The following is a 14,829-nucleotide window of genomic DNA, read 5'->3' on the forward strand; positions in this document are numbered from 1 at the left end:
TTACTTTTTTAATACCGTTTTAACATATCCATCAATATCCAATAACTGATCGGCGGCAGTACTACATACATCAATAATAAACTTACTTCCAACTGTTAAACCAAGTGTAACTACCACGAGAATAACAGAACTCACAATTAATTGATTGGATGGTCTGCCCCATTTAAAACCATTCTCTAAAACAGATTGCGGAAGATCTTTCGCATACGCTTCGTTCCAGATTTTTATCATAGAGAATAATGTTAGAAAACTCACGGCTAAAGCACTGGCAACATGAATAAATTCTTTGGATTCAATCCCCGCTTTTATCAACATAAATTTACCAAAGAAACCGGATAAAGGAGGAATGCCGACCAAGGCCATTGCGGAGATAAAAAACAAGATAGCCACAAACGGACTTTTCTTGATCAAACCACCACTTTTCTTTAAATCAAAGGTACCGGTGTATTTATAACCTATACCACTCAGCAGAAACAAATTGGTTTTTACTACACAATGACCAATGATATAAAACACAGCACCTGTAAGGGCCAACTTGGTAAATAACCCAAGTCCCAGAATCATATATCCAATCTGCGATACAATATGAAAGCTTAATAAACGACGTACTTCAAATTGCGAAGTTGCCATTAATACGCCTGATATCATGGTAGCTGATGCGACAAACAAAAACAGTTGGTTATAAAACACATCTCCTTCTACATGAATCAATGAAAAGAATCGGATCATTGAATATACTCCTACTTTGGTCAGAGTACCTGAGAATAATGCTGAAACAGGCAACGGTGGAGTATGATATGAATCGGGTAACCAAAAGTAGAATGGAAAAATAGCAGATTTAACTGCAAATCCCATTAATATAAGTGCTGATGGAGCAAAGATATTTAACTCACTTCCCATTTCCCGGACACGATAAGCCAGATCTGCCATATTTAAAGTACCAACTTCACCATATAACACAGCAATACCAGCCACAAAGAAAAACGATGATACCAAATTCATGGTAACATACTTCAAAGTTCCTTTTAGCTGAACTTTACCACTTCCATATGAGATTAATACAAAAGATGAAATCAGCATTACTTCGAACCATACGTACAGATTGAATAAATCACCCGCCACAAAGGCGCCGTTCATTCCCATCTGAAGTCCAAAGATCAGAGCATAAAAGACCGATGTATTCAAATTATCTTCTTTCCAAGCCAAAGAATACAAACTAACCACACCAACGGTAAGCGATGTTAGTGTTAGCATAATTCCCGAAAAGGTATCGGCCACCAAGGTAATACCGTAAGGAGCCTCCCAGGCCCCGGCCTGAGCCACAATCATTCCTTCAGACAAAACAGTAGCCAAAATGGTCACTCCTACTCCAATGGTAATAATATTACCCGCCATAAATACGATTCGCTGAGCCGCATTAGAAGCCTTGTTTAAGGAAAGTGATAGAATAATAAATAATAATGGAATTATAATAGGTGCAAATACAATCATATTAAAACGCTACAATTTTTAAACCTTACTTTAACTGATCCATATCCTCTTCACCCGTAATCTCGTGTGTTTTTCTCAAGAGTGTAAGCAAATAAGCAACAACACCAAAGCTGATTACAATTGCTGTTAAAATCAAAGCCTGCGGCATTGGATCAGCCATATTTGATGAAGCTGCTTCGGTTGAAGATGATAAAAACGATGGTTGAGCATCGGGAGTTACTCCTGATGCTACAAATATTAATAAGTTAGTGGCATTGCCTAAAAACAACACCCCCAGTATTATTCTAATCATACTACGGCGCAACAGAAAGAATACACCAACGGTATACAAAACACCTATTACAATAGATAATATTAACTCCATTTTCTGTCCTCCATCAATAAAAGTATTACCATCACCATTACGCCAATAACTGCAAAATACACTCCTACATCAAAAATAAGCGGAGTACTAATGTCAATAGCTCCAATCAATGGCAGCTCAATTTTCCACCATAAGGCATGTAGAAAGCTTTCGCCAAACAACACCCCCAGAATTCCGCTACCTAAGGCAAGAATCAAACCAATAACCCGCATGGGTGCTAAAGCACGCAATGTTTTTGATAATAAAGGATGATTATAAAAGGCTATTACATACACTACGATTCCTCCTCCAGCTAGCAATCCGCCAATGAAACCTCCACCTGGTTGGTTGTGCCCCCGGAATAAAACAAATACCGAAGCTATAATCATTACCACACGGATAACTCTGGCTGCTAATTGTAATAAGATTGCATTCATATTATCGTGCTTATTTAATTTTTAATAATGAATAAATACCCAATGAAGCCAATACCAAAACTGTTATTTCGCCCATTGTATCAATACCCCTGAAATCAACCAGGATAACATTTACAATATTCTTTCCATGAGCCACGCTCAACGAAAACTCCTTAAAATATTCTGAGATCTTATCAACATCGGGATTGGTTGCAGCTGTAAAAGCAATGATCCCCATAGCCGAACCAAATGCCCCGGCAATCAGCAAATCTTTAATGGCTCCTTTGGTTTTGGTATAAATCACCAGCTTAGGAAGCTTAGGTAACACCAGCACCAGCAAAACAACTGTCAACGAATCAACCAAGAATTGAGTAATAGCCAGATCAATTGCTCCATACATCAAATAGATTGCCGATATTCCATATCCTACACCACCAATAATTGTAATAACTGATATTCTGCGTAACGTTGAAGGCAATGACATAAATGAAAGAACCACAATAATTGCACTAATAACGGCTAACACCCACGACAATGAATCGAAATCAACTACAGATGGCTGCCCCCAGGTTTGTACAATAATATACCATAAGAATAGTGCAGCAACAGAGAAGATGGTAGCCAGATAAAAGCGTTGGTAACCATGCTGAACCACATCAGCTTTCTTCTTATTTACCTTCATAAAATTATCAATTCCCTTAAAAAACTTATCTGAGAAATGAACACTGAATATGCTTTCATAAACCCATGTAAAAAGAAGAATTGTTTTTTTACGAAATACAAAAAGCAATACTCCGGCCATTACCGTAATAATGCTCAGTATTAATACAAGGTTGAAACCATGCCATAAATGAATGGACAGCTTGATATCTTCGGGTCTTACAGAATCAATGGCCAATTGTAAATAAGGTTGAATATATCGTTGCGGAAGAATACCAAAAAGCAAGCTGAAGGTTGCCAATAAAAATGGGCCAAATACTTTTGAGATTCCAGCTCGGGTTGGTTCTTTAGGCCATTGTATTTGTGTTCGGAAGAAAACCCTATAGGCCACATAAATAGATACAAATACCATAAATATATTACCCAACACACTAAACGTAGTCATATAAGGGGCCGCTTCTGGCACTTGCAGTTTGGCTTCGTAAATCATCTCCTTACCAAGGAAACCAATAAGAGGTGGCACGCCCGCCATTGAGGTAAGTACCAGAACAGTAATAACCGTTACAACAGGCATTTTCCTCCATAATCCACCCAATAATCGAATATCGCGTGTACCTACTCTTTTATCAATAATACCCGCCAACATAAATAAGGCCCCTTTATATAATGAGTGAACCAATAAAAACATCAATGCTGCCAGAATTGATAAATCGGTATCAATACCAATTAACATTACCAAAGCACCCAACGAACTAACTGTTGTATAAGCAAATATTCTTTTTAAGTCGGTTTGAACAGTTGCAAAGAAGGCTCCTAATAAAAAGGTGATACTACCGAATAAAGGCAGTGTAAATTGCCACATGTCTGTAGGTCCAAAAACAGGCCCCAGACGCATTAACAGATACACACCAGCTTTTACCATCGTTGCCGAGTGCAGATAAGCACTAACCGGCGTTGGTGCCGCCATAGCATTGGGTAACCAAAAGTGAAAAGGAAACTGAGCCGATTTTGTAAAAGCGCCTAATATTATCAATATCAGAGCCACCGTTGAATAACCACTCGAACGGATTAACTCTGCGTTATCTATCCAGTCTTGTATTTCGTAGCTTCCAACAACGGAACCAATAATAACAAAACCTCCTAATAGTGCTAGCCCTCCTACGCCTGTGATCAATAGAGCCTGCAAAGCTGACTTTCGCGAGTTTTCCTTATCATGAAAAAAGCTAATTAATAAAAAGGATGAAATACTGGTCAGCTCCCAGAATATGAATAACAAAATCATATTTCCAGCACTTACTAAACCCAACATGGCCGCCATAAAAAGTACCAGAAAACTGTAGAACTTCGATTTGCCGCTGTAACTTTTCATGTATCCATTAGCATAGGCGAAGACGAAAATACCCATACCTAAAACCAGATAGATGAATAGTGAACTTAATCCATCAATATAGAAATTGATATTCAAGCCAAGTTCAGGCAACCAAGAAGTACTCTCCAATATAGTACTTTGATTAAGCACATCTAATGAAGCAAATGCAGCCAACAATATCGCAGGAATTAACGCGACCAACCATCCTTGCACTTTTTCGAGCTTTGAAAACAAAAATGGCAACAAAGCTGATAAAAAGGCCAATAATAATGCAGTTAGAATCATTAACAGTTAGATTTAAAAAGATAAAAGAAACTGTGTTTCTAATTAAAAATCAATTTTGATTACATAAAATTTAAGAGAGGTCAACGGCGAATATAAACAATATTTTAATCCTTATGGTTTATACTAGTTAACACATCAAGTATTTAATGTATTTTAATATTAATTTACACACTCAATTGCAACTCATAAATTGATAAAAGAACAACTCCTACATATAATATGATTAATTTACATTAACATATTTATGAGTTGATACATTCTTACTTGTCAGCAGAGAAATTTCTGTTTAAAAACTTAAGATTCCAGATTTTTTCGGCATTGTTACCAATTAACCAAAATGTAGCTGCCAGAATCAAAAAGAAGATCGCCTTATGCAAGGCATCCCAGAAAAATTCGAAATATCTGGTATAAAGATTAATAAATAAGAATGTCAAACCAAAGCTACGACTGGTATAATCATCTTGCTTCAATCCCCACCAGATGGCTAACAAAGCAACTATACCAAAAATAATGCCATATCCAATCAAATGGATTTGCTTAGTTTCAAACCAGTCATCGAAATTACCATAATTACCAAAGATAGACATCATCCACAATGAGATAAATAGATATAGAAGGCCAAGAACGTAGGTGCTTTGTTGAAACTTCTTCAAAAAAACAATGTTATTGAATAGAAAGCTCATACCAGTTAGTATAAGCCCAAATAGCACAAAACGAAGTGGATAATTCATTCCCAAATAATATGCACCCCAACCCGACACATAGCCTGTTTCGGTTCCAAACCACGCGCCCAACGACAGAATAGCAAAAATCCAAACTAAAACAGAAGGAAATAATAAGCCTATAACACCATATATACAGGCAGCAATCAATAGCAAAATTGAAAAATGCCCACTTCCATTATCTAAAGCCATTCCCAAATAACCAATGGAAGTAGCTGTTGATAAAACAGCCATTATCAGAATAAACTCGTTACTGTAAATCTTATTCGGATACTTCCGACTACGCTTATAAGCCCAATAATAAACTACTGCAGCTGTAATGGCAAAAACAATGCTTAATGTGAAATTAGACGATGAAAATAGTTTTTCTACTAAATCAATTAAAAACTTATCGGCAAACATGGCTGCAAAGGCAATCACCACACAAATCATTGCAATCCAGAACGAATATTCTGCTAATTTCTTCCATTCAAACGAGCGAACTTCTATACTATCTTCCAATTGCTTTTTAGTGTCATCATTGATAACACCCGTTTCGTGCCATTGATCAATTATATCACCAATAAACTTCCCTTGTTTTTTACTTAGTCCTAACTTCATATGATTGTTTTGAACACCGTTTAAAACTAAATGTCTTTTGAGAGATATCCCAAACGAACCAATAACTAATATCTACTTGCCTGATTTTGAATACAAAGAATTCTGCTTATTGTTTATCCGATGTAAATTTTTAACTGTAAAGCTAAAAGTACTCCCCTCATTTACAACAGACTCAACCTCTATAGTTCCTCCCAATAATTCAACAAGGTATTTTGATATAGCTAAACCTAATCCACCACCTCTGTATAGGTTTTGTGATTTTTCTTCAATTTTTCGAAACCGATCAAAAATTTTATCCTGATCCACTTTTTCAATACCAATACCCGTATCCTTCACATAAAAACCAACATGCCAACTTGATGAATAGGATACACCAAAAATAATTTGGCCCTGATGGGTAAATTTAACCGCATTATTGAGCAGGTTATCCAATATTTGCTTCAACCGATCTCTATCGGTAAAGGTATGATCGCTAAAACCATCAACAAGATGCTCAATTTTCAACTCAACTGTTTGATTGTATTCAACATTATTTCGGGATATTTCAACCTGGTAATATTCAAATAGCTCATTCAATATTTGTTCAATGGATGTTTTTTCAATAAATACATTGATGGCATCTGTTTCAATTTTAGCGTAATCAATTACATCTTCAACAGTCTTCATTAACGTATATCCGCTTGATTTAATTACCTCAAAGAATTTTCGATTATCAGGATTGGTTAAATCATCACCGATTACATTAATAAAGCCCATAATTGCATTTAGTGGAGTACGTACTTCGTGACTTATATTTTTAAGAAAAGAAGTTTTTAATCGATCACTTTCCTCTGCTTTAACTTTTGCTTTATTGAGCTCAGCAGTTCTCTCTGCTACACTTCTTTCTAAATCATTAGCATATTTCTCCAATAATTTATTATTCTCGAAAATGACATCTCTTTGATTAATTATTTCTTCTTTTTGCTCTTCAATCTCCTCCTTTTGCTTGCTAAGTTCCTCGTTTCGCAACATTAGTTCCTTAGTTTTTATGGCAACTACTTTTTCTAATTTATTCTTTTTCTGAATTAGCCTTCTATTTTTTAAATAGATTAACAATAGTACCATCAGAGCAATGAATATAATAGCAACAATTATGAACCATGTACTATACCAAAACGGAGGATGCACAGTAATTGTTAAATCAATAGGTTGCAAACTTTCTTTCCCATCAGAATTAACACCGTACACTGTTAAATTATGTGATCCGGGTTTAAGGTTCCAAAAAGTGATGTAATTATTAGTGGCGTCGGCATAATTCCAATCCTTATTCCCATCGAACTTATATTTATACCGGTTTGATTTGGCATTGGCAAAATGCAATACATTAAAAAACAATGTAAAAGAACGTACCCGATAGCTTAAATCAATATTTTTTGTTTCATATACAGATTGATTTAACACTATCCTACCGTAAATTTTAGAACCAGACACAACTTTTTTTCCTTCAACATTAATTGAAGCTAAATAAATTTCTGGTGGATAAGGATTGGATAATATACTATCTGAATGGAAAACATTAAAACCATTATCACCACCAAAATAGCAATAACCATTACTATCCTGATAGCAGGCATTATAATTGAAATCACGACTTTGCAAACCGTCTTCAGCAATAAATATACTCACCTTATCTTCTGAAAGATGATTAATATCCTTCAATCTTATTAATCCATTATTTGACGAAACCCATAATGTATTCTTATTCCCAGTAATACCATAAATTTCTTTAACACCGAGATTAAGCTCTTTTGAAACATCGATAAACTTCCTTTTATCAACATCATACTTCGTTAAGCCTTTATAGCTTCCCACCCAAACATTCTTTTCTGAATCGATATACAAAGCATCGGTTCTAAATATACTTGTATCACTATTAAAAGAGATGAAATTATCCGATGCCTTATCGTATAGGTAAAAGCCATAATATCCACCAACATATAAATCTCCGGAAGGAGACTCAGCAACCCCCATAAAGAAAGGTCTTTGATAGTGAATAAACTTTCCGGTTTCCCTATCAAATCTACTGACTACCGATTTCGATCTATCCCAATCCTCATTAGATACAACCCATAAAGTATTGCTGGAATCAATGAACACATTGTAAATCTTATCAGAAGGCAATGAGTTAGGATCATTTGAGACGTGTTTGTAAAGCTTTATTAAACGTCCTTTGCTATCTAACAAATTCAAACCTCCCCGGTTAGTTGCTACCCATATCGAATCCTTCGATTCAATAGCAATATCTTTTACATCATCATAACTTAGTGATAATGGATCTGAAAAATCATTTTGCCAATACGTAAATCTCTTTTTTTCTTTATCAAATACATTAATTCCATTTTCAGTCCCTATGTAAAGCCTGTTTCCGGATTTAGCAAAACAATGAACTAGTAATGTATTTAAAAAGCGAGAATCATTCTTTACATATTTAATATGATTAAATTTATTTTGTAGTGTATTAAAGTAGGTAACTCCTCCTGAATGGGTTCCCAACCAAACATTCTGATATTTATCAACAAAACTGCAAGTGACAGAGTTTTGGCTTAATTTTGAGATAGCATGATCATCTAAAGCATACAATTCTGAAATTCCAGATTCCTTATCAAAAAGAAACAAGCCTCGCCGGCTACCTAAATACATCTGACCTTTATTATCTTCAAAAATTGTACGAATACGCTTTGTAAACTCCTCTTGGGGATCAATCAAGAAGTGGGTAAAAGTGCTATCTACCTTATTAAACCGGCAAAATCCTGTATTATATGTTCCAATCCATAAATTATTATTTCTATCTAAATATAAATAATGAATCCAGTCATCAGGCAAACTATTTGTATCCAACGCTTGATGTGTATAAGCTGTAATTATGTTTTTTTGTCTGTTATAATAATATAATCCTGTCTGATAGGTAGTAATCCAGAGATTATTATTTTCATCAACAAGCAAACGATAAATAGAATCATTGGGAAGTCCATGATCCTTCAATTCAATTTTATGAAATTTTTTCGAATCAGACGACCTCGCATACAGCCCGCTGGATGTTCCAACCAATAATTGTTTATCATGATCCTCTGCAACACAAAATACTTCACGCTTTGTTTGACCGTCAGGAATTGTTTCCGAAATAAAATTCTGTAATCGATAATTAAAGCGCTGAAGTCCTTTATCCGTTCCAATCCAAAGAGTTTGATCTGAATCGATAAAAAGAGAAGAAATATAATTGGAAACCAAAGAAGTTGAATCTGTTTCGGAATGATAAAAACAATCAATAGTTAATCCGTTAAACCTATTTAACCCAAATGTTGTGGCAATCCAAATGTATCCGTACTTATCCTGATTAATAGCTTTTACATAGTTATTTGAAAGACCATCATCTGCTGATAAATGATTAAAGTGCCATTGCTGATGTATACTATTATTAAATTCGTTAGCATGTAACTTACTTATTCCGGCATACAAGAGCACCAATACACAAAGGAAATAGTGTTTGTATAAAACAATAGCCGGATTGATTTTCATAAACTAAAACTGTTACAGGATTAAATAAAACTAGCAAAATCCTATATAAGTTTAAAGTAAAACATGTAAATAATCAAATATTTCCATTAATCTAAAATGCAAAGAGAGTATTCTATACACTACGTATGATTTAACAATCATAAAGTTAATAGGTATTTTAATCGTTTCTTATTTAACAACAGCTAATTCTGGCCCTGCGTAAATAAACTCACCTACTACCATTATTCCTTCTACGAAAAGGCTTGCAGATTATAAATCATCAACAATAAATCCGACAATATTTCCTATAACTTTCCATAATTAGCAGTATACAAAAAATGGATAAGTACGTTAATTACTTATCCATAATTCAATAAAACTCCTATTATTAGGGTTCTTTTATATAATTACCATGGTGGCTCCATAGCCGTACTCACGGAAAGAAGCATCCTGATAGTTATGTTGTTTATACTGTCGCTCCAATAAACGACGAATTTCATTCTTTAAAGTTCCTGTTCCAACACCATGAATAAACACCAACTTTTTACCTTTAAACTTAGCATTATCCTTCATAACCTGCTTGAACTTATCAACTTGTATATTCAATATCTCACCTTTACTCAATCCAGCTGTCGTATCAATCAACTCATCAATATGCAAATCCACTTCCAGAATACCGGGTTCATCTCTTTTGGCATATTTTTTTCGCACTGGTTTTGCCTCCTTTTCGCGAAGCACCTGATCAACCTCATTCTGAGTTAATTGCTCTAACTTTTTCTCAAAATCGCCTTTTATAACAGGTAACAGCACTGCTTTTTCGTGATAATAATCGTTATCTGCAAAGCTATTCTCTTTGAAAAAGCGAGCCGCTTTAATCTTTATCTCTGTTGAAACAGCTGGTAACTCTTTATAAGCTTTCCCTTTCTTAAACATCAAGATGGATACTTTCCAGATACGATCATCAAGCTGTAATACCGTCCTTTTATCCAGACTTATCTTAGTATTAGGTTCAATTAAACCATTGAATTGCAATTCCAAAGTTTCGTCTTTTTGTTTCTTCGAAATGGTGTAATAGGCAAAGTAATTACTATCATTAACCAATTGAATTCTCAAATGCCCCGATTCAACTCCTTTCTTCTCTCCCGGAAGAAAAGCCACGTAAAACTTTGGATCATCATCTCCACCTTCCTCTTCGGTATATTCATAGGATTCTTCTTCCACTTCTTCCTCGCTTTGTTCTGAAGCTTGCGGTGTTGAAGGCTTTTCGTCTTTTATTACCACCAACTCATTTACCATTACAGGTACTTCAAAACCATCTTCATCCTCCACAAAAGCCAGCTTGCCTTCTACTCGAGAAACTGTTCCTCCTCCACTAATATTTAAAAAACGTACTATATCTCCTGCTTTTACTTTCATGATCTATTTTTTAATGAGAGAGAACATTTGAAACAATTCACAATAATAATCTTTCCACTGTAACTTAACTTATATCGTTCAAGCCCCGGAGGCTTTTGGTTTCATTGAAAGATGATTCTCTGTTAAATTTCAAAAAACACTAAATATTACTTTTATCTAAGTAATTTGATGATGTTGTATTTATTTCAAAGTCAATTCTCTGTATTTTACAATTATCGTTTCTAAAAATCGCATAAAGTTAACTAAATTTGCGGCCTCAAAAACAAGAAAAAATGATTAAGCCGGATATTGCTATTGAAGAATTCACTTATAACCTTCCTGATGAACGCATTGCCAAATACCCACTTAAAAACCGTGATTTATCAAAACTGTTAGTTTTCAGGAATGGCACAATAAATCAGAAGCAATTTCCAAATATCAAATCGGTATTGCCAGACAACGCTATGTTGGTTTTTAATAACACCAAAGTTATTCAGGCCAGACTAAAGTTTAAGAAAGCTACTGGCGCCGAAATTGAAATTTTTTGTTTAGAGCCACTTAGTCCGATTGAAGTACAAATGGCATTCGATAGTCGTGAAACAACTACCTGGAAATGCATAGTGGGCAACGCTCGTAAATGGAAAAACGATCCTTTAACCAAGACCATCAGCATTGATGGAGAAGAAATAAATATAACTGTTGAAAAAGGCGAACAACTCACTGATGCCTATTCGATCGTATTTAGCTGGGATAATTCTATTTATTCTTTTGCTGAGATCATCGAAAACATTGGTCTAACCCCTATCCCTCCATACTTAAATCGTGAAACAGAAGAGATTGATCTGGATCGATACCAAACCGTATATTCCGAACACAAAGGTTCAGTAGCGGCCCCTACTGCTGGTTTACATTTTACTAATGAAATATTGAGCAATCTTCAGGATGAAGGTCATAAGTTGCTAAATATTACTTTGCATGTGGGAGCCGGCACCTTCAAACCGGTAAAATCAGAGAAGATTGCCGAACATGACATGCATACCGAGCATTTTGTTATTACTCAACAGTCCTTAACAACACTTATTAATAATGCGAACCCAACTATTGCTGTGGGAACCACTTCGGTACGCACATTGGAAAGTTTATATTGGTATGGAGTAAGAATTCTAGAAAAACTTCCAATTGATAAAGGTGTACAACAATGGGATCCATACAATCTAAAAAATACTTATAGTCGTATTGAGGCATTAAAAGCCCTACTGGGTTTTATGACCGATAACAAAATCAACACCTTGTCGGGTCGTACATCAATTATTATTGTAACTGGCTATCAATTTAAAATGATTAACGGTTTGGTAACCAACTTTCATCAACCACAAAGTACCTTACTACTATTAATAAGTGCTATTGTTGGTCAGAAGTGGAAAGATATATATCAATACGCTCTCGATAATGATTTTCGCTTTTTGAGTTATGGAGATAGCTCATTGTTGATGATTGATTAATAAAGCTACCAGCTATTAGCTTCTAGTAATTAGCTTTTTTATTAGCAAGTTTACTAGAAGCTAGTAGTTATTGGATATTTAAGCGTCTCGCTTCGCAATTTCTTCTTCCAGAATTTCCTCAATATCAGCCACACAGCTTCCACAAATAGTAGCCACATCTGTTTCATCCTGTAAATCATCAAACGAGGTAATATTTTTTTCGCGGATTACCTTAATTATTTCAGCTTTAGTCATGCGCATATGGCGACATACAAAATCATTTTCTTCAAACATTGGCCTTAAATTATTTAGTTTGCTATTAAACACCATCAATTGGTAATTGTTCCCACTGCCCTTGATTAAAATACAAAATTGAATTACCACCCTGATCTTTTATAACATTAACTGCATGGTCAAACTCCTTCTTCAACTCATCCGGATGATGAGCATCTACCGAAATGGTTAATGGAATATCCAATTCTACACATCGTTTGATAATTTTCTCGTTGGGAAAAAAAGTATGATACTTACCTCGATAAATACCTCTCGTATTAACCTCTATAATGGTATTACTATCGGCAATTACCTGTAGCGTCTGCTCCACCAATTCCTGATACCACTTATCCTCTTCCCTAAAAAAACGCCCTTTATTATTCATTATCACCTTATCCATATGAGCAATTACATCCGGCTTCTGAGTTCTTACCATTTCCTGTATCTGATGATAATACTGCCTGACAGCTTTTTTTACATCTCCTCCAAAACACTCATTAATGCCTATTTCATAATTCTCCGATGGCCCGTCTAAAAACCACAAATCATCAGGAAATTCTGGATTCATTACTAAATGAACCGAACCAATAATATAATCGAGTTCGAGCATTTGACGCCATATATCATAGTTAATTGATTTACCCAATGGAATATAATCAGCTTCTAATGCTGCATAAATGTCCAACTGATTTTTATATTCATCCTTGTAATGAGCAATAGCTTTTCGGTATTCTATAGCATCTTCAAACTTCATCGCCCATTTTGTTGAAAAAGGAACCGGGGCATGACTGGAAAAGCCCAATGCGCTTAATCCAAGTTCTGCTGCTTTTTTGCATACTTCTGACATATGTGCTTTTCCATCACAAAAATGAGAATGAGTATGAAAACTAAAATATTTCATTTGGTACTTTATTGAATTTCTAAGGATAATTAGGTGACAGTAGTATTCGCAACAAAAGTGTTAATATTTCCTTAAAGGACCAATTAAGAGCCTGAATCAATCTCAAACTAATTATTTATAAATCACTTTTTATGTGAACTATCTTAAAAACCTAGTACTTTTGTTCGAATTCGAACGTTTGAAAAGTTAAAATCCAACAGTATCACTAAAAATAAGAATCGTTAACAATAGGTTAAAGTCCTCTGATATTAACAAATTTTAACGACTTTCGAATACTGAAATCACTTGACATATTGTTATTTTGAAGAAGAACGCAAAAAGAAGCATACATTAATAAAAAATTAAGAATAAAACCATTTTATCATGGATCAAAACGTAGATATAAGAGCTATCAATGAGAAGATACAACAAGAGAGTTCGTTTGTTGACATGCTAACCATTGAAATGAACAAAGTTATTGTTGGTCAGAAACACCTGGTTGAAGGTTTATTGATTGGTTTATTGTCCGACGGGCACATTTTGCTAGAAGGTGTTCCTGGATTGGCAAAAACATTAGCCATCAACACTTTGGCAACCATTGTTGATGCTAAATTCTCTCGTATACAGTTTACACCCGACTTGTTACCTGCCGATTTACTAGGTACAATGATTTACAGTCAGAAGAAAGAAGAATTCATTGTAAAACAAGGTCCTATCTTCACCAACTTTGTATTGGCCGATGAGATTAACCGTGCCCCTGCAAAAGTACAAAGTGCCTTGCTAGAAGCAATGCAGGAACGTCAGGTTACCATCGGTGAAAATACTTTCAAGCTAGAGGAACCTTTCCTGGTAATGGCAACTCAAAACCCAATTGAACAAGAAGGTACCTATCCACTTCCTGAAGCTCAGGTTGACCGTTTTATGCTGAAACTTGTTTTGGATTATCCTAAAAAAGAGGAAGAGCAAATGATTATTCGTCATAATCTGGCGAAAACATTCCCAACTGCATCATCAATACTTAAACCAGAGGACATCATCCGTGCGCGTAACGTGGTGAAAGAAGTATATATGGACGAGAAGATCGAGAAATATATTGTTGATATTATTTTTGCGACTCGTTTCCCTGAACAATACGGAATGGAGAAATTCAAAGATATGATCTCTTACGGAGCCTCTCCTCGTGCAAGTATCAGCTTATCAATGGCTGCTAAAGCATATGCATTCATCAAACGTCGCGGTTATGTAATTCCAGAGGATGTACGTGCTGTTTGTCACGATGTAATGCGTCACCGTATAGGATTATCGTACGAAGCGGAAGCCAATAATATTACTTCTGTGGAGATTATCAGCGAAATCCTTAACCAGGTTGAAGTACCGTAG

Annotated in this window: 11 protein-coding genes; 2 read left to right on the plus strand and 9 right to left on the minus strand. The window is 35.2% G+C overall.

The genetic code is table 11. The annotated features are described in order from the left end of the window. The 7 genes from KEM10_RS05465 to KEM10_RS05495 form a co-directional block, all read right to left on the minus strand. Positions 1-1,491 carry a complex I subunit 5 family protein gene (locus KEM10_RS05465; protein ID WP_212214478.1) on the minus strand — a complete coding sequence of 497 codons (1,491 nt, stop codon included), beginning with the start codon at positions 1,489-1,491 and terminating at the stop codon, positions 1-3. 25 nt (positions 1,492-1,516) lie between these two features. Then, positions 1,517-1,855, minus strand: a complete 339-nt coding sequence (locus tag KEM10_RS05470; RefSeq protein WP_212214480.1) for an NADH-quinone oxidoreductase subunit K — start codon at positions 1,853-1,855, stop codon at positions 1,517-1,519. Further along, complete coding sequence (locus KEM10_RS05475) at positions 1,846-2,271, minus strand: MnhB domain-containing protein (protein WP_212214483.1); 426 nt, start codon at positions 2,269-2,271, stop codon at positions 1,846-1,848. The genes KEM10_RS05470 and KEM10_RS05475 overlap by 10 nt, the downstream gene beginning before the upstream one ends. A gap of 10 nt (positions 2,272-2,281) precedes the next feature. After that, positions 2,282-4,564 carry a hydrogen gas-evolving membrane-bound hydrogenase subunit E gene (mbhE, locus tag KEM10_RS05480; RefSeq protein ID WP_212214485.1) on the minus strand — a complete coding sequence of 761 codons (2,283 nt, stop codon included), beginning with the start codon at positions 4,562-4,564 and terminating at the stop codon, positions 2,282-2,284. Positions 4,565-4,824: 260 nt separating this feature from the next. Beyond that, a complete protein-coding gene (locus tag KEM10_RS05485; protein WP_212214488.1) occupies positions 4,825-5,886 on the minus strand; it encodes a hypothetical protein in 1,062 nt (353 codons plus the stop codon). Between the two features lie 72 nt (positions 5,887-5,958). Then, positions 5,959-9,441 (minus strand): sensor histidine kinase, encoded by a 3,483-nt coding sequence (locus KEM10_RS05490; RefSeq protein WP_212214491.1) that lies wholly within the window; start codon positions 9,439-9,441, stop codon positions 5,959-5,961. A gap of 378 nt (positions 9,442-9,819) precedes the next feature. Then, positions 9,820-10,836 (minus strand): DUF2027 domain-containing protein, encoded by a 1,017-nt coding sequence (locus tag KEM10_RS05495; protein ID WP_212214494.1) that lies wholly within the window; start codon positions 10,834-10,836, stop codon positions 9,820-9,822. A gap of 272 nt (positions 10,837-11,108) precedes the next feature. Here KEM10_RS05495 and KEM10_RS05500 point away from each other — a divergent pair, with 272 nt between their 5' ends. Next, a complete protein-coding gene (locus tag KEM10_RS05500) occupies positions 11,109-12,317 on the plus strand; it encodes an S-adenosylmethionine:tRNA ribosyltransferase-isomerase (protein ID WP_212214497.1) in 1,209 nt (402 codons plus the stop codon). Between the two features lie 78 nt (positions 12,318-12,395). Here the strand turns inward: KEM10_RS05500 and KEM10_RS05505 are convergent, their stop codons facing one another. Then, a complete protein-coding gene (locus KEM10_RS05505; protein WP_212214500.1) occupies positions 12,396-12,590 on the minus strand; it encodes a (2Fe-2S)-binding protein in 195 nt (64 codons plus the stop codon). Positions 12,591-12,615: 25 nt separating this feature from the next. Further along, positions 12,616-13,470 carry a histidinol-phosphatase gene (locus KEM10_RS05510; RefSeq protein ID WP_212214503.1) on the minus strand — a complete coding sequence of 285 codons (855 nt, stop codon included), beginning with the start codon at positions 13,468-13,470 and terminating at the stop codon, positions 12,616-12,618. 363 nt (positions 13,471-13,833) lie between these two features. On the opposite strand from KEM10_RS05510, the gene KEM10_RS05515 reads away from it, so the two are divergent. Continuing rightward, entirely contained in the window at positions 13,834-14,829 is a 996-nt protein-coding gene (locus KEM10_RS05515; protein ID WP_212214506.1) for an AAA family ATPase, read from the plus strand.

This window comes from Carboxylicivirga linearis, from assembly GCF_018271995.1.
Classification (GTDB): domain Bacteria; phylum Bacteroidota; class Bacteroidia; order Bacteroidales; family Marinilabiliaceae; genus Carboxylicivirga; species Carboxylicivirga linearis.